Here is a 21,190-nt window from a genome sequence, read left to right on the forward strand (position 1 = left end):
TTCAGTGGCTCCGACGGGCGTCGATCCCGTGACCTCACGATTTTCAGTCGTGCGCTCTACCAACTGAGCTACAGAGCCGGAGGCTGTTGCCTCGTGGCGACGCACTGATGTTCGTCGCCGTTGCAAATTGCCCTCTTCGAGAAGAGGGCAAGATGCTTGGCGACCCTGACGGGACTTGAACCCGCGACCTCCGCCGTGACAGGGCGGCGCGCTAACCAACTGCGCTACAGGGCCTTACTGTGGTGTCTCAGCCTGGGCTGATTCATCCGTATTCGATTGCGACAGTTCAATGTACAGCATCCCAGCACCTGGTGTTGTCACGACCGTGACCCCAACGGGATTCGAACCCGTGTTAACGCCGTGAAAGGGCGCCGTCCTAGGCCGCTAAACGATGGGGCCGAGTGCTTGTAGCTGACTTGACTACCGAGAGAAGAGCATAGGGGCGTTTTCGCCTCGCGGCAAATCCGGTGCCGCATCGCGGTCCGTTCGGCGTGTCGCACGGGGCGCGGTCGGGTGCGCGCGCAGGCTTCCTCGTATCCGGATGTTCCCCACGAGGCGCGGGATTCCGGCCCACTCAGCGACCCGGTACAGGTTTCCTCACCCGGGTCTCTGTGACGCGCTAGGCAGATGTTGACAAACTTGTTACTGTTTCTCGTGTTGTTGGTGTGAAACGAGTGACTGCAGTGGTAAATGCAGTCTCGCGTTGCCGCAGAGGCGTCCGCCTCGTTCCGCACCCAAGATCCATCACGAGGAGAGCGAATGCCCGCCACCAGGAGCCGGAAGCCCCTGCGACTCCGCGACCGCTGGCGTACCCCGCTCGTGGGCGCAGCATCCGCCGCCGTGCTGGCCGCGCTTGCACTCTCCGCTGGCCCCGCATTCGCTGCAGACGATGACTACGCCACGTGGGAAGACGTCGTCGCAGCTGAAGGCGACGTCGATCGCCAGGAATCGCTCATCAGCGAGATCGAACAGCAGATCGCCGACCTCGACGCGAAGGTATCCGCAGCAGCCGCCGAAGCGCAGGCCGCCGGCGAAGAGCACGGCAAGGCGCAGACCGCGTCGAGCGAGAAGTTCGCCGAGGTCACGATCCTGCAGGAGCAGGCGGATGCGGCCGAGGAGAAGGCCGCGACGTCACGCGAGAAGGCCGGTCAGCTGGCTGCCGCCATGAGCACACGCGGCGCAGGCGACCCCAAGCTCGCTCTCTTCCTCAACCCCGGCGACGCCGACACGCTGCTCTACCAGCTCGGCACCATCAGCAAGCTCTCCGAGCAGACCGACGGCATCTACAACCAGGCCGTCACCGAGAAGAACACGGCAGACGTCCTCGGCACCCAGGCCACAACCGCGCACGACGAGCTCGCGAAGCTCGAAGCCGACGCGAAGACCAAGTTCGACGCGGCGCAGGCCGAGCAGGTTGTCCTCCAGAACGAGAAGTACCTCGCCGACGACAAGAAGGCCGACCTCCAGGCCATGCTCGCGCCGCTCAAGGAGAAGCGCGACGTCACCGCCAGCGACTACGCAGCCGGCGAGAAGCTCCGCCAGGAGCAGGTCGCGCAGACGAACCGCGAACGTGCAGAAGCCGCGGCCGCCTACCAGGAAGAGGCGTACCAGCAGGCCGTCGCCGACGCTGAGGCAGCAGGCGTCCAGGCGCCGGCCAAGCCCGACATCTCCACCGACGTGCCAGAGGCATCCGCCCCGCTCGCGCCAGCCGACCCGACCGATCCTTCTGTCGCCCCGGAATCGCTGCGCCCGCCGGCACAGGCCGCACCTCCTCGCCAGCCTTCTGCCCCGCCGACGGCCACGGCGGACCCGACCGCCCCGGTCGCGCCGCAGCAGCCGACCGCTCCCGCCGAGTCGCCCGCCCCGAACCCCGACCCCGTCACGCCGGCACCGACCACGGCCCCGGAGCCGACGACCGCCCCGGAGCCGACGCAGGCGCCCGAGCCGACGCAGGCACCAGAGCCGGAGCCGACGACCGCGCCGACCACGGCGCCCGAGCCCGACCCCACGAAGCCCGACATCGAGATCCTCCCCGAGGAGCCGCAGAAGCCTGACGTCGAGCTCGAACCGGAGCCCGAGCCCGAGCCCGAAGTCGTCGCACCGACCACTCCGGAGACCCCGAGCGGAGTGCTGGCCGGCTACTACGGACCGATCAGCAGCGGCGTCGTCACGGACGAGTACGGCATGCGCCTGCACCCGATCTTCGGCACCTACCGCATGCACAACGGCCTCGACCTCGGCGTCAACGGCGGTACGTGCGGAGCCCCGCTCTACGCGGTGCACAGCGGCACGATCACCTACGCCGGCTACAACGGCGGATTCGGCAACCACGTCGTGCTCGACTTCGGCAACGGAACCCAGGTCTCCTACTCGCACATCATGGACGGCGGCATCAACGTCTACGTCGGCCAGACCGTGAACGCCGGTGACGTGCTCGCCTACGCCGGAACCACCGGGTCCTCCACGGGCTGCCACCTGCACTTCGAGCTGAAGTACTGGGGAACCCTGATGGACCCGAAGCCGTGGCTCGCCTCGGCAGGCATCTACTACTACTGATCCGCACCCGCACTGGCTGAGCCCAGCGCGAGCAGAAGGGCGGCTCCTCGCTTCGGCGGGGAGTCGCCCTTCTGCGTGTGACGTCCTCGGCGCTCACCCGCGGGACGACCCGTGCGCTCGATGTCTGTCCAACATCAGTGCAATATCGTTCGATTCTGGGCCTTGGGCGCAGCAGATCCCCGATATCGCACTCATGTTGGACAGCCGCATCCGCACCGGGCACACGAAGAAGCCCCGCGTCCACGTGGGATGCGGGGCTCTCGTCAGCCTGCCGCCGGTCGGACCGACGGACGGCGCCTACTCGGCTGGCTTGTACTGCGCGATGGAGCGCTCGATGATCGCCTCAGCCGCGGCTGCGTCGCCCCAGGCCTCGACCTTGACCCACTTGCCGGGCTCCAGGTCCTTGTAGTGCTCGAAGAAGTGCTTGAGCTGGTCCTTGGTGGAGTCGTCGACGTCGCCGAGGTCCTGGATCTTGGCCCAGCGCGGGTCCTTCGCGGGGACGCAGAGGATCTTGTCGTCTCCGCCTGCCTCGTCTGCCATGTTGAGCACGCCGACGGGGCGCACCTTGAGGCCGACGCCGGGGAAGAGCGGGTACTCGAGCAGCACGAGTGCGTCGAGGGGGTCGCCGTCGTCTGCGAGGGTGTGCTCGAAGAAGCCGTAGTCGACGGGGTACACGAACGGGGTGAAGAGCACGCGGTCGAGGAAGACGCGGCCGGTCTCGTGGTCGACCTCGTACTTGTTGTGGCTTCCGCGCGGGATTTCGATGACGACGTCGTAGCTGCCCATGGCGCTCCTTCGTTGCGCCTGGCGGCGCTCATTCTGTGTGGCTTGTCGGCGAGCGTCGCGGGGCCCTGTGGGGCGCTGCTCGCCGCACGAAACCGTTGGTCTCGTTCGGGTTCAGGGTAGTGGATGCGCCTCGGTTGGGGGTGCGGATGCGCCGTTTCCGTCGGGGCCGACCGTGACGGCCGTCTGCGCTTCGCGCTGTGACGCTCGGCTGGAGCGGCGGTGATGGATCGTGGCATGCTGGTCTGCATGGCTGATCTCAAGGAAGCGCTGCATCTCGATCCGTTCATCCCGCTTCGGGAGGGGACGGGCCAGGCGCTTCCGCATGTGCTGTCGCTCGGGACGGCCCTTGTCGCCGGTGTGCAGTTCACGCTGCTCGCCGCCGCGCTTCTGAGTCTCGTCCGGCGTAAGCCGACTCAGGTTCGCGGGTCGCGACTCGCGTGGGGTGCGTTCTCGCTCGTGAACTTCGTGGGCCCGATCTCCTACTTCCTCTTCGGCCGCAAGCGTTGACCCTGCTGCCAGCTCCCGCGCCTCGCCGCCCCTCGGTCGGTGCTTGTTGCGGCTCCGAGCGTGACGGTTCGCGCGGGCGCGTTTAGGCTGTACCTGTGTCAGATCGCCCTCGCCTCACTCCAGCAGTCGCCGACCTTCGCCGAGCCGTCCGTGGTTCGCTCCTCGGGCGTGTGCAAAAGGGCGATCGTGTGCTCGTCGCCCTGAGTGGCGGACCCGACTCCCTTGCTCTTGCCGCAGCCACCGTCTTCGAGGCCAAGCGCCTCGAGGTCGAGGCCGGCGCGATCATCATCGACCACGACCTGCAGGAGGGTTCGGCGAAGATCGCCGAGCATGCTGCGGAGCAGGCGGCTGAGCTCGGCCTCGCCCCGGTAAGCGTCGTGCGTGTGAGCGTCGAGGACCTTGGTGCTGGCCCGGAGGCCTCCGCCCGCGTGGCCCGCTACGAGGCGATCGAGGCCGTGCGCGTCGAGACGGGCGCATCCTGGGTGCTGCTCGGCCACACGCTCGACGATCAGGCCGAGACGGTGCTGCTGGGCCTCGCTCGGGGTTCCGGCGCGAAGAGCCTGCACGGCATGGCGCCCGTCACGGGCACGCTGTTGCGCCCGCTGCTCGGCCTGCACCGCCAGGTGACGGTCCAGGCGTGCGAGGACCAGGGCATCACTCCGTGGATCGACCCGCACAACAGCGACCCCGCGTACACGCGCGTCCGCGTGCGCGACACGGTGCTGCCGCTCCTCGAGAAGGAGCTCGGCCCCGGCATCTCCGAGGCGCTCGCCCGCACGGCGACGACGCTTCGCGAGGACTCCGAGACGCTGGATGCGCTTGCCCTCGAGTGGGCGCACGAGATCGTGAACACCGACGATGACGGCCGCATCTCCCTCGACGTCGGCGGCATCGTCGCGCAGCCGCCCGCACTGCGCCAGCGGATCTGCCGCATCGTCGCCGAGCAGGGCTTCGGCGTTTCGCTGACGCGTCGCCACACGATGGCCGTCACGGCCCTCGCGACCGAGTGGCGCGGTCAGGGCCCGGTCGATCTCCCCGGCATCCGGGTGGAGCGCGAGAAGGGTCGCATCCTGTTCGGTGCGACGGCCTCCGCGCACGACGACCACCTCGACGAGACCGCCTAGCTTCACCCGTTCCGCCGCACACCACGTTCGTCTTCTCGAGCGCTGAAACACCCCAGGAGCCAGGATGCGCGCCACTGATATCCCGAACGACGTCCGCGAAGTCCTCATCACGGAAGAGGAGATCCAGGCGAAGCTCGCTGAGATCGCCCGCCGCATCGAGGCTGATTACGCCGAGTGCGAGCCGTTGCTCATCGGCGTGCTGAAGGGCGCGGTCATGGTCGTCTCCGACCTGTCCCGCGAGCTGACGATCCCGCTGAAGATGGACTGGATGGCCGTGAGCTCCTACGGCTCCGGCACCGAGTCGAGCGGTGTCGTGCGCATCCTGAAGGACTTGGACACCGACCTCACGGGCCGCCACGTGCTCATCGTCGAGGACATCATCGACTCCGGTCTGACGCTGTCGTGGCTCAAGCAGAACCTGGAATCGCGGGGCCCTGCATCCGTCGAGATCTGCACGCTGCTGCGCAAGCCGGAGCGCCTCAAGTCGGATGTGCCCGTTCGCTATGTCGGCTTCGACGTGCCCAACGAGTTCGTCGTCGGCTACGGCCTCGACTACGACGAGCAGTACCGCCACCTGCGCGACATCATCGTGCTGCAGCCGCACGTGTACGGCGGCGAGTAGGCCGGGCAGCGCGACCCGGTGCATCCGCGCGCCTTCAGCGAACACTGGAGACCCGTGTCGGTGGTGCCGAGTACCATGACTTTCGATCGCGCGCCCTGGTGCGCTGGCGAAGAACCGGCTGAAAGGCACCGAGCACGCCACTCGAGTCTCGACTTATGAAGCAAGTTACCAAGATCCTCAAGAGCCCTATCTTCATCGTGGTGCTCGCCGTGCTGGTCATCGGCCTCGGCTTCAGCCTCATCAACGGCAGCGGCACCCGCGAGGTGACGACGCAGCAGGGCCTCGAGCTCCTCCAGGAGAAGAAGGCTGACAAGGTCGTCATCGTCAACGGTGACAACCGCGTCGACATGGAGCTGGCGCAGGCCGACCCCGAGTACGGCCAGAATGTCCAGTTCTACTTCGTGGATGCGCGCGCCGACGACGTCGTGTCGGCCGTCGACACGGCGGCTCCCGCCGGCGGGTACGACGACGACGTGCCCCAGCCGAGCTGGCTGCTGTCGGCCGTCAGCATCCTCTTCCCGCTGCTGCTCATCGGCTTCTTCATCTGGATCCTCTTCGCTGGAGGCCTGGGCGGCGGCGGTGGCCGCGGCGTCATGCAGTTCGGCAAGTCGAAGGCGAAGCTCGTCTCGAAGGAGAGCCCGCAGGTCACGTTCGACGACGTCGCCGGTGCCAACGAGGCGCTCGAGGAGCTTCAGGAGATCAAGGAGTTCCTCAAGGAGCCCGCCAAGTTCCAGGCTGTCGGCGCCCGCATTCCGAAGGGCGTGCTGCTGTACGGCCCTCCAGGAACCGGCAAGACCCTGCTCGCTCGCGCCGTCGCGGGTGAGGCCGGCGTGCCCTTCTACTCGATCTCGGGTTCCGACTTCGTCGAGATGTTCGTGGGTGTCGGCGCGAGCCGCGTCCGCGACCTGTTCGAGCAGGCCAAGCAGAACTCGCCCGCCATCATCTTCGTCGACGAGATCGACGCCGTCGGTCGCCACCGTGGTGTCGGCATCGGCGGCGGCAACGACGAGCGCGAGCAGACCCTCAACCAGCTGCTGGTCGAGATGGACGGCTTCGACGGCTCGACGAACGTCATCCTCATCGCAGCGACGAACCGTCCGGACGTGCTCGACCCGGCGTTGCTGCGCCCCGGCCGCTTCGACCGTCAGATCGGCGTCGACGCGCCAGACCTCGACGGCCGCGCCCGCATCCTCGGCGTGCACGCGAAGGGCAAGCCGCTGTCGCAGGACGTCGACCTTCGTGTCATTGCGCGCAAGACGCCCGGCTTCACGGGTGCCGACCTCGCGAACGTGCTCAACGAGGCGGCGCTGCTCACGGCCCGCTCGAACGCGCAGATCATCGACAACGAGGCGCTCGACGAGGCGGTCGACCGCGTCATCGCCGGTCCGCAGCGTCGCAGCCGCGTCATGAACGATCAGGAGCGCCTCATCACGGCGTACCACGAGGGCGGCCACGCCCTCGCCGCCGCGGCGATGCGCCACACCGACCCGGTGACGAAGATCACGATCCTCCCGCGCGGTCGTGCCCTCGGCTACACCATGGTGCTGCCGCTGGAGGACAAGTACTCGGTGACGCGCAACGAGCTCCTCGACCAGCTGTCGTACGCCATGGGCGGCCGCGTCGCTGAGGAGATCGTGTTCCACGACCCGACCACCGGCGCCTCGAACGACATCGAGAAGGCCACGAAGACGGCCCGCAAGATGGTCACCGAGTACGGCATGACCGCATCCGTCGGCTCCGTGAAGCTCGGGGAATCCTCCGCCGAGACCGTCTACGGTCAGCAGGCCGGCGCGGGCCGCAACTACTCGGAGTCGGTCGCCGAGACCGTCGACCGCGAGGTGCGCCTCCTCATCGAGCAGGCGCACGACGAGGCGTGGAAGGTCATCAACGACAACCGCGACATCCTCGATCAGCTGGCGGCCGAGCTCCTCGAGAAGGAGACGCTCGACCACGTTCGGCTGGAAGAGATCTTCGCGCCCGTGCGCAAGCTGCCGGAGCGCCCGCAGTGGCTCTCCAGCCCCGACCGCCCCGTGAGCACCCTGTCGCCTGTGCCGCTCAAGCCGCACATCCCGGTCGACCAGATGGACCCGATCGAACACGCTCAGGATGGCGGCGCCGAGCTCGGCTTCTAGACCCCGCATGCACGACGAAGAAGGCAGGCTCCCGGCGACGGGAGCCTGCCTTCTTCGTGTGTGCGTGCACCTGCGGTCAGGGCATGGTGGTTCGGGGCCGCGCGTCTTCTCGAGCGCGGCGACAGTCACGGCGATGCTGACGGCTGCGAGGGGCACGATGAGGATGCCCATCTGCAGCAGGTTCCAGCCGAGCGCGAGGAACAGGGCAGCTGCTGCGACGGTGGCCACCCAGAGCGTGATGGCGAGTGGCGTGGATGCGAAGCTCCGGAAGCCTGGTCGGTCGGTCGTCAGGGGTGCTCCTCCGATCGTCGGTCCGTTCTGCGTGGCAGCTACGCCGATGGGTGTCGAGCGTGGGTGGCCCGCCTCCGCATCGGATGCGTATCTGAGAGTCGCCGCGCGACTCGCGCGGGCGGTGCGGGGATGCGCGCGGGCTTCGTTTCGCGGGAGGATGGAGACCGACCCGCGTTGCGGGCGCTGCGGAGTGAGGACTTGCAAATGAACGATGTCAGTTCCGGATCGTCGGAGCGGGTCGATCTTGGGCGCGCGCAGGCTGCCGTGCGGGAGTTCCTGTCGGCGATCGGCGAGGACCCCGACCGCCCTGGCCTCGCGCGCACGCCAGAGCGCGTCGCGGAGGCCGCACTCGAGCTGTTCGGCGGCATCGGGGTTGACGCGATCACGCCCCTGGTTGGTGCCAGGTTCCCCGTCTCCGACACTCAGCAGCAGTTCGCTGCTCCCTCCGGCGCGGCCGAATCCGGGGCTCCGCTCGCCGCACCTGCCAGTGCCGTCGCGTTCGAATCTGCCTCCGCACGCGCATCCGTACCCGAATCTGCATTCACGGGCAACGCAACCGCGCCCGTGTCGCAGCCCGTCGTCCTCCGCGATCTCGCCTTCCGGTCCATGTGCGAGCACCACCTGCTGCCCTTCTCTGGCCGTGTGCACCTCGCCTATGTGCCCGGTGACTCGATCGTCGGCTTCGGCCGTCTGCACGCGCTCCTCGAGACGCTCTCCGCGCGACCGACCCTGCAGGAGCGCCTCGGCGACGAGCTGGTCGACGCCATGATGACCGCGCTCGACGCCCGCGGCGCGCTCGCCGTCATCGAGGCGAGTCACGCGTGCGCCGGGCTTCGCGGCTCGCGGCAGCAGGCTGGCGTCATCGTGACCGTGTCCGCGCGGGGCGAGCTCTCAGAGCCCATCGCCCGCGCGGAGATCATGTCGCTCATCGGGGCGCAGCCGATCGTCGCAGCGGATGAGGTCGCCGTCGCGACGCCCGCCGAGCCCGTCGTCGGCCACGTGCTGCGAGGCGCGCGCTTCGATCCGCGATTGGGGACGCAGGCGCGATCCGCGTCAGCCGACGACGAGGACGATGCGGCTGAGGCGCCAAACGCGCCGGCCACGCCAGATGCATCAGCCGCGTCAGGGGCAGCAGCGGCCGCTGGACCTGCGGCCACCGCATCGCACGCGCCCGCCGAGGTCGCCGAGCGCGACGCGCAGCTCGACGCGGCGACGGGCGAGCAGTGGGCTGAGGACTCGGGCCCCGTGAACACGCGCCCGTTCGAGCTCCCGCAGCGGTTCACGAACCTGCTGCAGCCGGCGATCCCGAAGCGGCCGCGCATCCTCGGCATCCTGAACATCACGCCGGACTCCTTCAGCGACGGTGGCAAGTTCGAGGACCTCTTCAGCCAGAATCGCCGCACGAAGCGCGCCCTCCGCCGCGCGCGGGAGCTCGTCGCCCAGGGCGCCGACATCATCGACGTCGGTGGCGAGTCCACGCGCCCCGGCGCCGTGCGCGTGCCGCAGGAGGAGGAGGCCGCGCGCGTCCTGCCGGTCATCAAGGAGCTCGCGGGGCTCGGCGTGCTCGTGAGCATCGACACGATGTACGCGAAGACGGCCGAGGCCGCACTCGAGCTCGGCGCCGAGTACGTCAACGACGTGTCCGGCGGCCTGGCCGACCCCGCGATGCTCGGCCTCGTCGCCGAGAGTGGGAACCCGTTCATCCTGAGCCACTGGCGCGGGCACTCGGTGCGCATGAACGAGCTCGCCGACTATCGCGACCCCGCCGCCGAGATCCTCTCCGAGCTGGCGAGTGCCCGGGACCGCGCCGTCGACGCCGGCCTCGACCCGTCGCAGATCGTGCTCGACCCAGGCCTCGGTTTCGCGAAGCGGCGCGACGACAACTGGGCGGTGCTGCGTGAGCTGGAGCAGTTCGTGGCGCTTGGGCATCCGCTGCTGGTGGGCGCCTCGCGGAAGCGCTTCACGGGCGAGATGCTGGGGCCGGATGCGGACGTCACCGAACGTGACCTGCCGACGGCGGTCATCACGGCGCTCGCCGCGAAGGCGGGCGTCTGGGGTGTTCGGGTGCACAACGTCGAGGCGAACCGCGTGGCGCTCGATGTCGTCGACGCGTGGCGTGAAGGAGCACAGGATGACTGATCACTCGAGCGGGCACGAACCGAACCTGGACGGCAGACGCGTGGCGGATGCGCCCACCGCAGCGCACGGCGCGGTCGCAGCCGCTGCGCGCGGGCATGCGCACGAGCACGCGTTCGTGCGCGAGCCGGTGGTCGGTGCGACCAGCAGCGCCGCCGGTCGGGTCTCGGCCGAGCCCCCCGCCATGGCGCCGCCCGAGCCGATCCGCCGCGCGGGCGTCCCGGAGCCCGAGCTCGACCGCATCCTCATCACCCGCATGCACGCCCGCGGGCATCACGGGGTGTTCGAGCATGAACGCCGGGACGGGCAGGACTTCTACGTCGATGCAGAGGCGTGGGTCGACGCGGCCGCGGCCTCCTCGAGCGATCACATCGGCGACACCCTGCACTACGGCGAGTGGATGCACGCCTTGCACGCGATCGTGACGGGCGAGCCGGTCGACCTCATCGAGACGCTCGCCGAGCGCCTCGCGGCGGCCACGTTCGGGTTCGACGACGCGGTGGCGGTTCGGATCACGGTGCACAAGCCCCAGGCGCCGGTCGCGTTGGACTTCGAGGACGTCGCCGTGAGCATCCTGCGGCATCGGCCGGCCGCTGCGGGGGAGTACCTGGAATCGGCGGCCGCGCACGCGGTGCACGCGCCCAGCACCCAGACGGCAGCCACTGCCGTTCCTGCTGCCCCCCTCGCTGCGACTCCGAGTACCGCCGCGTCGGGCAGCGCCGAGGACGATTTCCGCGCGCGTGAAGCGGCCGCCGCCGCGCACACCGCCTCCGACGCGTCGATCGTCCTCGACTCCGGGGGTGCCCCGAACGTGCCGCTGCCGCGCGTCGAGCCCGCCGGCGACCTCTTCTCGCCGATCGCGCAGCGCGAGCAGGACGAGCGCTCGCCCTCGGATGCGGCCGTCGTGAGCCGCGCCGGTGGAGCGCCGAACGCCACGTCGGCCCAGCAGCCGTCGCGCGTGCGCCAAGCGGTGATCGCGCTCGGCGCCAACCTCGGTGACCGCGACGCGACGCTCTCTTCCGCGCTGCGGAGCATCGCCGAGCTGCCCGGCACGAAGCTCGTCGCGGCTTCGAGCCTCTACGAGACGCCCGCGCTGACGCTCGAGGGTGTCAGCGAAGCGGCCCCCGCCTACCGAAACGCTGTGGTGCTCGTCGACACCGACCTGCCCGCCGAGGACCTTCTGCAGGCCTTGCACGCCATCGAGGATGCGCACGGCCGCACGCGCGAGACGCGCTGGGGGAGCCGAACGCTGGACCTCGATCTCATCCAGGTGGCCGGGGAGCTCCGCGACGGCGACCTGCAGCTCCCGCACCCGCGGGCGCACGAGCGCGCGTTCGTGCTGGCCCCGTGGCTCGAGGTCGACCCGCGCGCGCAGCTCGCCCCGCACGGCAGCGTCGCGGACTTGCGGGCGGCCGCTCAGGACCGGGTCGATCGGGTCGTGCAGTGAACCTGGCGAGCAGAACACGACCGGGCCTGCTGGTCGGGCTGGTCGTGATCGGGGGCGTGCTCGCGTGGTGCGTGGAGACGTGGCTCGTGACCTCCGGCCGCGCCGTCATGGCGCCGCCGCTCACGATGCCCTTGACGCTGGTCGTGCTCGCGGCGCTGCTGCTGTGGCTCGCGTGGCCCATCCGGGCGTACACGCGCCGCCTGTGGCGTGAGCGCCGCGAAGCTGAGTCGCAACGGCGTGCGCCTGGTCTCGAGCGCGGTGGGGCCGGTGGTGGCGCGGACCGCAACGAACGCCAGGGCCGCGAGGTCGAGCGCGACGTCAGGGGAAAGCGCGTCGACCCGCAGTACGCGTTCCGGGTGCTGGCGTTCGCGCGTGCGGCGAGCTTGGCTTCATCGCTCATGGCGGGTGTCGCGCTGGGCGTTCTCGCGTTTGCGGTGACTCGGACGGTGCCGCCGGAGGAGCCCATCTGGCACGCCGTCGTCTCGGTGATCGGCGCGGCCGTCCTGCTGGCCGTCGGCCTCATCGCGGAGTCGTGGTGCCGCATCCCGCCGGGAGGCGAGGAGACCGCCGCTTCGCAGAACCCCGTCGCCGCATAGCGTTCAGCCCCTCCGACCAGGCCTGCACCTGCCTCTGTCACTACTCCCACCCCTGGAACGAAGCGGTGTAAACGGCATCGGCAGGTCGCCCCTATGCATGTCTCGTCACCGTGACTGTCCGCATCGAGTTCTCGCTTGTCTAGGGATCGATCAGCGACATTGCCCTCGCTGTCTCCGGCGAACCGGCCGGCGTTGATAGGCCAGCCCGGGCGGACCAAGTCTCTCAAGGGCTGCGTTCTGGCAGTCAAGGTGACCTGGGCCTCGGGTAGCTCAGAAAACGCGCTGATGCCAGCGTCTCGTCACTGTGACTGTCAAGCTTGCTTGGTGCCGCCGGATCGACCGTCCGGCGCGGTCGCCCAGGCCGCCTTCCGGTGCAGACGTCGGCCATCTGCTCGAGTTCTCGCGTCTTCGGTCGTGGTCGACAGGGGTTCGCTTGTGTCCGCCAGCAGTCGAGCTGATCACCATCCGGCCAGCCACCGGCCTGAGGACGGGTCCGTCCAAGAACCGTGTCAATCACGGTGACGTGGTGTCCCTTTGACGCTGAAAACAGGCGCCCTCGACTCTGTCGTCACCGTGAATGTGAGCAGGTGTTACCCACAGTTCGAGCTGCTTGGAGTCTGCGGCGGTGTATTTCGGGTTCTCCTGACCACATGACAGAACACGCGTCGCACACGGCGATCATCACGAAGCGCGCGCTCGGAGGGGTCTTCTCTCGCGCCGAGTGGCATCAGGAGGGCTTGACCGACGCCGAATTGCGCAGGGCGATGCGTGAGGGGCAAGTGGCTCGGGTCTGCAGAGGCTGGTACGAGTTCGGTGCTGGCCGACTCGAGGTGAAGCGCGCTGTTCGGGCACGGGCGCGTCTCACATGCACGAGCGCATTGGCGCTGCACGGCGCTTGGGATCTTCGTCCCGCCTACCCGCATGTGCGCATTCGTTTCGGGGAGCGCGGGCACACGGAGCGTCGCAGCGAGGGCGCGCCGGCGTTCGGCCCGTCTGAGCGCGGTTTGCTGTTGCACCGGCCGTCTCGAGGGGGTGATGTTCCGCTTGGCAGGTGCGCGGTCGATGACGTCGAGTTGGCGTTGCGAATGGCGTTCGAGTGTTTGGGCGCGCGGGATCTTGCGGTGGTGGGCGACTCTCTGCTGAATCGCGGGCTGGTGAGCGAGGAGGTTCTGCTCGGCATTGCGGCGAGCGGGTCGGCTGGGGCGGCGAGGAAGGTTGAAGGCGTGGACGGAACGAGCATGTCGGGAACGGAGACGCTGGTGAGGTGTTGGCTGCGTGGCCGGGGTTGTGCCGTTGAGACGCAGGCGCAGTTCGACGGCGTGGGGTATGTCGATCTGCTCGTCGACGGGTGGTTGATCGTTGAGTGTGATTCTCGGGAGTTCCATGTGTCCCCGGCTGCTGCTGCGGAGGATCGGCGACGCGACTTGCTGCTGGTTGCGATGGGGTTCGTCGTCGTTCGTTTGACGTATGAGCAGGTGATGGTCGAGTGGGAGTCGACTGAGCAAGCGCTTCTGAAGGTTCTGGCGCGTGGGCGGCGTATCTCTGGGAGTTCCGTCGGGTTGTGAGCGCTCTGGGAGGTCGCTATTCCCATCCCGGGAACGGGTCGGCATAGCCATGCCAGGTGCTCGGGCCGGCGATGAGCTCATCGTCGGTGAGGGCGCAGCCGCGGAGGGCGGCGTTGATGGCGTCGGTGTGGAGGTTCTTCCCGAAGAAGGCGATGGTGGTGCCGACGGGTGCGTCCGGGTCTGAGGTGGCGAGGCCGGACGCGTCGAGCTGGATGCTGCTGCCGGTGCTGGACCAGTCGCCGACGTGGTTCGTGCGGTTGGCGAGGCGGAAGAGTCCGCGGGAGCGGGCGATGAGGCCGACGCGGTTGGGTGTGAGGCCGGCGAGGGTCGTGGCGAGGCGTTCGGGATGGAAGGGTCTGGGTTCGCTGTAGACGTGGCAGTCGAGGGGGCCGCGGGTGGGTGGGAAGTGGGTTCGTTCGTCGAGGCGCAGCATCCAGCCGACGGTGGATGCGAGCTGGTGCGCGAGTCGTGGTCGGATCGGCCGTAGTCGCCGCCCGAGGTCGGTGGCTGCGGCCGGCGTGGTGATGGCGGCTGTGGGGTTGAGCTGCTGGATGAGGGCGCAGGTCTCGCTGACGACGCCGGCGGGGTGCGCGTCGGTGGCGGTGAGGACGATGACGGTCGCGAATTCGAGCTGCCCGACGAGGGTGGCCGATGCGTCGGCGTCGTCGGGCAGGGCGGCCCCTTCTTGGAACAGCAGGCGCCTGGTGTCGGTGATGCTGGCGACGGTGACGAACTCTCGCGGGCCGACGACGGGCCCGGCGTCGTCGTCAGCGGGAGCAGGGGCCATGGCGTCGCGTCGCTCGGCGAGGACGTGCTCCATGGCGAGCCCGATGCTCTGCGGGTCGGCGTCTGCGGAGAGTTCGACGATGGTGTTGCCGCGCCGTCCGTCCGAGGCCTGCCGCAGGAGCTCTTCGGCGAGCTCGATGCCGAGTTCGAGCGCCCCGGTGTGCTCGCTCCCGTAGTCCGCTGCCGGGGTCGCGCCGCCCGGTTCGCCGCACATGAGGGCGGTGACGAGTTGCCGCCCTGATGTCTCGAGGCCGCTGACGAGGGTCATGCCGAGTGAGCTCGCGGCGGTCTGGCTGGTTGGCTGTTCGAGGGTCATGCAGCTAGTCTAATGAGAAAGGTTCTCAACAAGAAGGGCGTGACCATGAAAGTTCGCAACTCGCTCAAGGCGCTGAAGAAGGTTCCGGGCGCGCAGATCGTCCGCCGCCGCGGCCGCACGTTCGTCATCAACAAGAAGAATCCGCGCATGAAGGCTCGGCAGGGCTGACCTGCCCGCTCTGGCGCGCCCGTTGTCCTGAACTGCCAGAATGGGGGCGGGTGCGTTCCGGCGCGTCCGACGAAGCCCGGCGCAGCCGCTCGGCGCTGACGCACTCTGAGGAGATTCACCATGACTGTGCTCATCACCGGCGGTGCCGGTTACATCGGCGCTCACGTGCTTGCCGCTCTCGAGGCTCGCGGGGACACGGCGGTTGTCGTCGATGACCTCACGACGGGCACTCCCGAGAAGGTCGGTGCGACCCCGCATTTCAACTTCGACATCTCCACGACGGGTGCGGCGGATGCGCTTGCCGACATCATGCAGGCGCTCGAGGTGACGAGCGTCATCCACTTCGCGGCGAAGAAGCAGGTGGGTGAGTCGGTGGCGAGGCCCGCGTGGTACTACCAGCAGAACATGGGTGGGCTCGCGAATGTGCTCGAGGCGATGCAGCGCGCGGATGTGAAGAGCCTCGTGTTCTCGTCGTCGGCGGCTGTGTACGGTCTCGGGACCGGGTCCGACGAGCCGATCCGCGAGGATGACGTGAAGAACCCCATCAACCCCTACGGTCAGACGAAGCTGGCGGGGGAGTGGCTCGTGCAGGCGGCGGCGAAGGCCGCGGGTATCAGTGCCGTGTCGTTGCGCTACTTCAACGTCGCGGGTGCTGGCAGCGATGAGCTGGCCGATCGCTTCGCGCTGAATCTGGTGCCGATGATCTTCGAGAAGCTCGCCGAGGGGAAGTCGCCGCTGGTGTTCGGTGATGACTACCCGACGCCTGACGGCACGTGCGTGCGTGACTACGTGCACGTCGTCGACCTGGCGGATGCGCATCTTGCGGTGCTGGATGCGATCGCGGCTGGCGAGCCGGTCTCGGCCGAGTACAACGTGGGTCGCGGTGAGGGCTACTCGGTGTTCGATGTGCTGGATGCGGTGCGTCGCGCGAGCGGGCAGCAGTTCGAGGCGGATGTCGCGCCTCGTCGCCCGGGTGACCCGGCCCTGCTGGTGGCTGACGCGTCCCGGATCAAGGACGAGCTGGGGTGGACGGCGAGGTACTCGCTGGACGACATGGTGACGTCGGCGTGGTCGGGCTTCGAGCGCAACGGCGCTCCGGTCAAGGCGTAGCGCGGCGGCGGGGGCGCGGCTTCGGGAAGACGAAGACGGCGTCTCCTGCCGGCCAGCGGCGCAGCCAGCAGAAGAGGTAGCTGAGGCTCATCGCGACGATGGTGTTGATGATGAGCATCCAGGTGGGGTCGCGCATGCCCCAGTCGCCGAGCCATGAGGTGATCATGATCTGCGCGGGGTAGTGCACGACGTAGAAGACGACGGAGTTGCGGCCGATGTACTGCAGCCAGCGAGCGGAGTCACCGTCGAGGCCCCGTTGGGTGCCGGTGAGGCGGCGGGTGATCATCATGATCGCGGCGACTCCGGCGAGGACGACGGGGATCCAGACGAGTTCGTAGCGGTCGATGAGGCGGGTCGCGGCGGTGAGTGAGCCGTCGCCGGGTGCTGTCGAGGTTGTGCCCGAGATCCACTGCAGTGCTCCGTCGAGGCCGAAGTAGGTGCCGCGCGTCTGCCCGATGAGCAGCGTGCCGAAGCCGCCGGCGATGGCGGTGCAGGCGATGAGGAGTGGCCAGCTCTCGATGCGGGCGAGTTGGTGGCGGTGCTGGGCGACGAGGTGGCCGGCGAAGAAGAATCCGCCGTAGTAGGCGAGGTCGCCCCACATCCCGGATGGCCCGATCCCGTCGGTGGAGAGCGCGGCGCTGAGGCCCCAGAGGGTGAGTGGCACGAGCGCGAACCAGGGGCCGCGGATGCGGGTGAGGAGCGGCGCGGCGAGGTAGTAGATGGCGAGGTAGAAGATGAACCAGAGCCAGCTGAGGGCGATCCAGTTGCTGGGGTCTGTCCACCCGTCTTGCATGGTGACGAGCCAGTACACGGTTCCCCAGAGCAGGTACGGCCAGACCAGGGTGCGCAGTTTGCCGGTGTAGTAGGTGGGGCCCGTCTTTGTGAGGGAGCGGCCGAGGAGCATCCCGGAGAGGAGGAGGAGTGTGCTCATCCGGTAGGGCGCGAAGAGCGTGTTGAGGTCGTTGATGACGCTGGTCGGGTCGACGCCGGCGAGGAAGACCGGGATGGCGCTGGCGTGGAAGGTGACGACGAGGAGGATCGCGGCGCCGCGGACGAGGTCCATCCAGTGCTCGCGCCGTCTCGCGGGGCCGGGGCCGGGGTCGGGGTTCGTTGCGGAGCCGGGCGTCACATGGGCCGGGTCTCTGCTGGCTGGCTGCTCGGTGGGTGCTGGTGTTGGCATGTGGGTTTCAGTGGGCGCTGGAGGGGTGTCACGGTGCGCGAACCGGGTTCCGATCATCTGGGGACCGGCGTTGCTCGTTGCGGGAAGACGAAGAGCGCATTCACGACGCGGCTGCGGCGTCGGAGTGCAACAGCGCCGAACGATACGGCAAGTGCGGCGATGATGCACGCGCTCATCACGATGGGCTGCTCGGTGATGCCCGCCGCGGCCAGGAGTTTGACGAGCACGATCTGCAGTGGGTAGTGGATGAGGTAGAACACGACCGAGTTGCGGCCGATGTGCTGCAGGAAGCGCGAGGGCGCGGGTTCGCGGTGTCCGTCGAGGGTGCCGCGGATGCGTCGGGCGAGGAGTGCGGTGCCGGTGATGCCGGCGAGGACGACGGGAACCCAGATCAGGTCGAAGCGCTCGATGGCGCCGTCGTCGTTCGTGCCGGGCGTTGCGGGCGAGGTGAGGGTGAGCCCGTGTTCCTGGAGGACGAGCAGTGCGGCGAAGACCGAGCTGCCGATGAGGAGCAGCACCATCACCGGTGTGGTGTCGAACCGCCTCAGCAGGTGCTGGGTTCGCGCGATGAGGTAGCCGGCGAAGAAGAATCCGCTGTAGTAGCTGAGGTCGAAGAGTGTGCCGTCGGGGGCGACGGTGCTGAGCAGCCAGAGCGTGGTCGGCACGAGCGCGAACCACGGGGTCGGGATGCGGGTGAGCAGGGGTGCGGCGAGGTAGGAGAGGAAGAGGCACAGGATGAACCACAGCCAGCTGCGTGTGGCCCACCCGTCTGGCCGCATCCACTCGGTGGGGTTCGAGGTGGCGATCCAGAAGATCACGAGCCAGACGACGTAGGGCCAGGCGAGGGTGCGGAGTTTGCTGGCGTAGTAGCGGCGGGGTGGTTTGGCGAGGGCGCGGGGGAGGAGGAGGCCGGAGAGCAGCATGAGGGAGGTCATGCGGAACGGCGCGAAGTAGAGGGTGATGTCGTCGATGACGGTGCCGGGGGTGATGTCGGCGATGTGCATGGGGACGTCGATGGCGTGGTTGGCGATGACGAGGAGGATGGCGGTGCCGCGGATGAGGTCGATCCAGCGTTCGCGCTGGCGGGGCGGCACGGTCGACGATGCGCGTGCTGTCGCGTCGTGTGTCGCCATTCGTTCTCCGTCTCGCCGTGTCTCGACGCTACACTTGCCGGTTTTCTGGGCTACGACATGGCGAATTTGCGCGGATTTGAAATGACGTCCGGGGCTAAATCCCGCGGATGTGCGCGTGTCGGAACGGCCTTCGGTTCACCGGGGAGTACAAGGTGTGCCGCCGGGCCGGTACGATCACTGGGAAATGAAAACACGCAACCAGAGTGCGCGTCGTTGGCCCCAGCTGACACTGCTCGTGGTCGTGGCTCTCGCTGCGGCTGCGTTGGTGGCTCTGGCGTTCATGCCACGGCAGGCCCCCGCGGGGGTCGGCGCAGAACCCGTTCTTACCATTGCCAGCTCGGAAGATGCCGCTTCGGCGACGAACTCCGGTGGGGCTCCATCCGCTTCCGCACCGTCGGCGACCCCTGCGGGTGCCGGCTTGACGGTCGCTTTCATCGGCGACTCGTACACGGAGGGTGTCGGCGCGAGCGACCCGTCGCTGCGCTGGACCACGCTGCTGACGGCGGCGAACGGCTGGGAAGAGCTGAACCTGGGTGTGAGTGGCGCGAGCTACGGCCAGGGCCTCGAAGAGTGGAACTCGTACGCTGTGCAGGTCGAGGAAGCCATCGAGGCGCAGCCTGACGTGGTGATCGTCTCTGGCGGTCTGAACATGTCGGAGCTCGACCAGGAGCTTGGCGTCGAGTCGGTCTTCACCGACCTTCGCGCCGGGTTGCCGGATGCGCGCATCCTCGCGGTCTCGCCGTTCTGGGTGAGCACGGCGTACCCCGCGCAGCTGACGCTCACGAGCGAGCTGATCGAGGCGGACGTGAAGGCTGTCGGCGGCCAGTACCTGGACGTGGGTCACCTGTTCGAGGACGAGTTCCAGTACTTCGAGCTCGACGGCCTGCACCCTGACGACGCCGGTCACCAGCTGATCGCGAACGCTGTCGACGCGGGCCTTCCCGTTGAAATCGGCGGCTGATCAGCGTTCTGCGCCAGCGTGTGCCCGATTCGCGACAGGTTCGGCACGTTTCAAGAATTTACAGCCCAATAACATGACACCAGTAGTATGAGGCCGGGCTTGCCCCAGCTTGCCTGAGATACCCCCTGCGCTCCGAACCGCGAGCCACCCGTTTCGTGCCAGCCGCGAAAGCGGCAGCGGCACGAGCGCGAGAGACACACGGACGGACCTTTATGGAACTGCGCGACTACCTGCGAATCCTGCACAAGAACTGGATTGCCATCCTGATCTGCATCCTTACAGGTGTCGCAGCGGGCGCTGGGGCTTCGATGCTGATGACTCCCAAGTACGAGTCGACGGCTCAGCTCTACGTCTCGGTCCGTTCATCGGACGGGACCGAAGTTCAAGGGCTCAGCCAGGGCACGACCTTCGCTCGCCAGGCGGTGCAGTCGTACACCACTGTCGTCAACAAAGAGATCGTGACGTCCCGAGTCATCACCGAACTCGGGCTCGACCTGACTCCTGCGCAGCTCGCCACCAAGATCACGGCCCAGAACGAGCTGAACACGGTCGTCATCGAGATCTCGGTGGAGGACGAGGACCCACAGATGGCGGCCACTCTGGCCAACTCCGTTGCCTCGAACTTCATTGATGTCATCGTGAACGAGCTGGAGAAGCCGGACGGGGATGCTGCCAGCCTGGTCAAGATCGAGCCTGTTCAGTCCGCAGCTGTCCCATCGTCACCGGTCAGCCCTCGGGTGCCGCTCAACATTGGTGCCGGAGCGCTCGTAGGGCTTGTAATCGGCATTGCGATTGCAGTCGTTCGCCAGCTCGTTGACGGCAAGATCCGAAGCACGCATGACATTGCCCAGATCACGGACCGCCCCGTGATCGGCACCATCGCCTATGACCCGGATGCCGGCAAGCGCCCCCTCATCGTGCATGAAGAGCCGAAGAGCCCCAAGGCCGAGTCGTACCGTGCGCTTCGCACGAACCTGCGCTTCATGGACATCGAAAACACGCGTCACAGCTTCGTCGTCACGAGCTCGCTGCCCTCCGAGGGTAAGAGCACGACGTCGGCGAACATCGCGATCGCGCTCGCCGAGCAGGGCGCCAAGGTTGTGCTCGTCGACGGTGACCTCCGGAAGCCCAAGGTCGCGACGACCATGGGCGTCGACGGCTCGGTCGGTCTGACTGACCTCCTGAGTGGCCGCGCTGAGCCGAAGGACGTCCTGCAGCGTTGGGGCCGTGGTCGCCTCTACGTGCTCCCGGCAGGTCGCATCCCGCCGAACCCGAGCGAGCTGCTCGGCTCGCACACGATGCAGCAGGTCCACGACCAGCTGCTGGCCGAGCACGACTACGTCATCATTGATGCGCCGCCGCTGCTGCTCGTCACCGACGGCGCGGTGCTCAGTGAGCTCGCCCACGGCACGCTCCTCGTCGTTGCCAGCGGTCAGACCCCCCGCTCGGCGCTCGCTGGTGCTGTCGCACAGCTCGAAGGCATCGGCTCCGAAGTGTCCGGCATTGTTGTGACAAAGGTTCCGACCAAGGGGCCCGACTCCTACGCATATGGCGCATATGGCGCATACGGGGCTTACTACGGAACCGATGAGGCCGGTAACCCGACCACCGAGTACCGCAAGATCGGCACTGGCCAGATGCCCATCGTCACCGCTCGCAAGAGTCGCAACTCCGACTCTTAGACCCACCCCCGGCCTCTCAGCGCTTCGTAGCGTTCGTGACCGGCCATCCCTCCCCCGAGGGCAAGATCCCAGGTTCGCCCCAGACCACGGAG

At 68.1% G+C, this 21,190-nt stretch carries 17 protein-coding genes and 3 tRNA genes; 13 read left to right on the forward strand and 7 right to left on the reverse strand.

Going from position 1 to position 21,190, the window contains the following annotated elements; genetic code table 11:
• Positions 1 to 5: 5 nt before the first annotated feature.
• The 3 genes from F8O03_RS01775 to F8O03_RS01785 form a co-directional block, all read right to left on the reverse strand.
• Positions 6 to 78 (reverse strand) — tRNA-Phe (locus tag F8O03_RS01775).
• Positions 79 to 157: 79 nt separating this feature from the next.
• Positions 158 to 234: transfer RNA gene (locus F8O03_RS01780), tRNA-Asp, on the reverse strand.
• A gap of 92 nt (positions 235 to 326) precedes the next feature.
• Positions 327 to 399 (reverse strand) — tRNA-Glu (locus tag F8O03_RS01785).
• A gap of 360 nt (positions 400 to 759) precedes the next feature.
• On the opposite strand from F8O03_RS01785, the gene F8O03_RS01790 reads away from it, so the two are divergent.
• Complete coding sequence (locus F8O03_RS01790) at positions 760 to 2,556, forward strand: peptidoglycan DD-metalloendopeptidase family protein (protein ID WP_151422122.1); 1,797 nt, start codon at positions 760 to 762, stop codon at positions 2,554 to 2,556.
• 297 nt (positions 2,557 to 2,853) lie between these two features.
• Here the strand turns inward: F8O03_RS01790 and ppa are convergent, their stop codons facing one another.
• Positions 2,854 to 3,342, reverse strand: coding sequence for an inorganic diphosphatase (ppa, locus tag F8O03_RS01795; RefSeq protein WP_068479635.1), 489 nt, complete (start codon positions 3,340 to 3,342; stop codon positions 2,854 to 2,856).
• 246 nt (positions 3,343 to 3,588) lie between these two features.
• Here ppa and F8O03_RS01800 point away from each other — a divergent pair, with 246 nt between their 5' ends.
• From F8O03_RS01800 to F8O03_RS01835, 8 genes are all read left to right on the forward strand, one after another.
• Positions 3,589 to 3,849 (forward strand): PLDc N-terminal domain-containing protein, encoded by a 261-nt coding sequence (locus tag F8O03_RS01800; RefSeq protein ID WP_104251780.1) that lies wholly within the window; start codon positions 3,589 to 3,591, stop codon positions 3,847 to 3,849.
• A 95-nt stretch (positions 3,850 to 3,944) separates the two neighbouring features.
• Entirely contained in the window at positions 3,945 to 4,973 is a 1,029-nt protein-coding gene (gene tilS / locus F8O03_RS01805; RefSeq protein ID WP_151422123.1) for a tRNA lysidine(34) synthetase TilS, read from the forward strand.
• 64 nt (positions 4,974 to 5,037) lie between these two features.
• A complete protein-coding gene (hpt, locus tag F8O03_RS01810) occupies positions 5,038 to 5,595 on the forward strand; it encodes a hypoxanthine phosphoribosyltransferase (protein ID WP_104251707.1) in 558 nt (185 codons plus the stop codon).
• Between the two features lie 155 nt (positions 5,596 to 5,750).
• Positions 5,751 to 7,727 (forward strand): ATP-dependent zinc metalloprotease FtsH, encoded by a 1,977-nt coding sequence (ftsH, locus tag F8O03_RS01815; protein ID WP_151422124.1) that lies wholly within the window; start codon positions 5,751 to 5,753, stop codon positions 7,725 to 7,727.
• Positions 7,728 to 8,222: 495 nt separating this feature from the next.
• Positions 8,223 to 10,157, forward strand: a complete 1,935-nt coding sequence (folP, locus tag F8O03_RS18525) for a dihydropteroate synthase (protein WP_208851777.1) — start codon at positions 8,223 to 8,225, stop codon at positions 10,155 to 10,157.
• A complete protein-coding gene (gene folK / locus F8O03_RS18340; protein WP_167516432.1) occupies positions 10,150 to 11,601 on the forward strand; it encodes a 2-amino-4-hydroxy-6-hydroxymethyldihydropteridine diphosphokinase in 1,452 nt (483 codons plus the stop codon). Before folP ends, folK begins: the two co-directional genes overlap by 8 nt.
• Positions 11,598 to 12,197, forward strand: a complete 600-nt coding sequence (locus tag F8O03_RS01830; RefSeq protein ID WP_167516433.1) for a DUF3180 domain-containing protein — start codon at positions 11,598 to 11,600, stop codon at positions 12,195 to 12,197. The genes folK and F8O03_RS01830 overlap by 4 nt, the downstream gene beginning before the upstream one ends.
• A gap of 650 nt (positions 12,198 to 12,847) precedes the next feature.
• A complete protein-coding gene (locus F8O03_RS01835; protein WP_151422128.1) occupies positions 12,848 to 13,762 on the forward strand; it encodes a type IV toxin-antitoxin system AbiEi family antitoxin domain-containing protein in 915 nt (304 codons plus the stop codon).
• Between the two features lie 16 nt (positions 13,763 to 13,778).
• Here the strand turns inward: F8O03_RS01835 and F8O03_RS01840 are convergent, their stop codons facing one another.
• Positions 13,779 to 14,864 (reverse strand): GTP-binding protein, encoded by a 1,086-nt coding sequence (locus F8O03_RS01840; protein WP_151422129.1) that lies wholly within the window; start codon positions 14,862 to 14,864, stop codon positions 13,779 to 13,781.
• A 45-nt stretch (positions 14,865 to 14,909) separates the two neighbouring features.
• On the opposite strand from F8O03_RS01840, the gene ykgO reads away from it, so the two are divergent.
• Positions 14,910 to 15,032 (forward strand): type B 50S ribosomal protein L36, encoded by a 123-nt coding sequence (ykgO, locus tag F8O03_RS01845; RefSeq protein ID WP_104251782.1) that lies wholly within the window; start codon positions 14,910 to 14,912, stop codon positions 15,030 to 15,032.
• Positions 15,033 to 15,152: 120 nt separating this feature from the next.
• Positions 15,153 to 16,142 (forward strand): UDP-glucose 4-epimerase GalE, encoded by a 990-nt coding sequence (gene galE / locus F8O03_RS01850; RefSeq protein WP_151422130.1) that lies wholly within the window; start codon positions 15,153 to 15,155, stop codon positions 16,140 to 16,142.
• Here the strand turns inward: galE and F8O03_RS01855 are convergent.
• On the reverse strand, positions 16,132 to 17,322 hold the full coding sequence (locus tag F8O03_RS01855) for an acyltransferase family protein (protein ID WP_167516434.1): 1,191 nt from the start codon (positions 17,320 to 17,322) through the stop codon (positions 16,132 to 16,134). The genes galE and F8O03_RS01855 overlap by 11 nt on opposite strands.
• A 53-nt stretch (positions 17,323 to 17,375) precedes the next feature.
• Positions 17,376 to 18,455 carry an acyltransferase family protein gene (locus tag F8O03_RS01860; protein WP_151422132.1) on the reverse strand — a complete coding sequence of 360 codons (1,080 nt, stop codon included), beginning with the start codon at positions 18,453 to 18,455 and terminating at the stop codon, positions 17,376 to 17,378.
• Between the two features lie 418 nt (positions 18,456 to 18,873).
• Here F8O03_RS01860 and F8O03_RS01865 point away from each other — a divergent pair, with 418 nt between their 5' ends.
• A complete protein-coding gene (locus F8O03_RS01865; protein ID WP_167516435.1) occupies positions 18,874 to 19,416 on the forward strand; it encodes an SGNH/GDSL hydrolase family protein in 543 nt (180 codons plus the stop codon).
• Positions 19,417 to 19,628: 212 nt separating this feature from the next.
• Positions 19,629 to 21,098, forward strand: a complete 1,470-nt coding sequence (locus F8O03_RS01870) for a tyrosine-protein kinase domain-containing protein (RefSeq protein ID WP_151422134.1) — start codon at positions 19,629 to 19,631, stop codon at positions 21,096 to 21,098.
• The last annotated feature ends 92 nt before the right edge of the window (positions 21,099 to 21,190 follow it).

The organism is Pseudoclavibacter terrae (genome assembly GCF_008831075.1).
GTDB classification, from domain to species: domain Bacteria; phylum Actinomycetota; class Actinomycetes; order Actinomycetales; family Microbacteriaceae; genus Pseudoclavibacter; species Pseudoclavibacter terrae.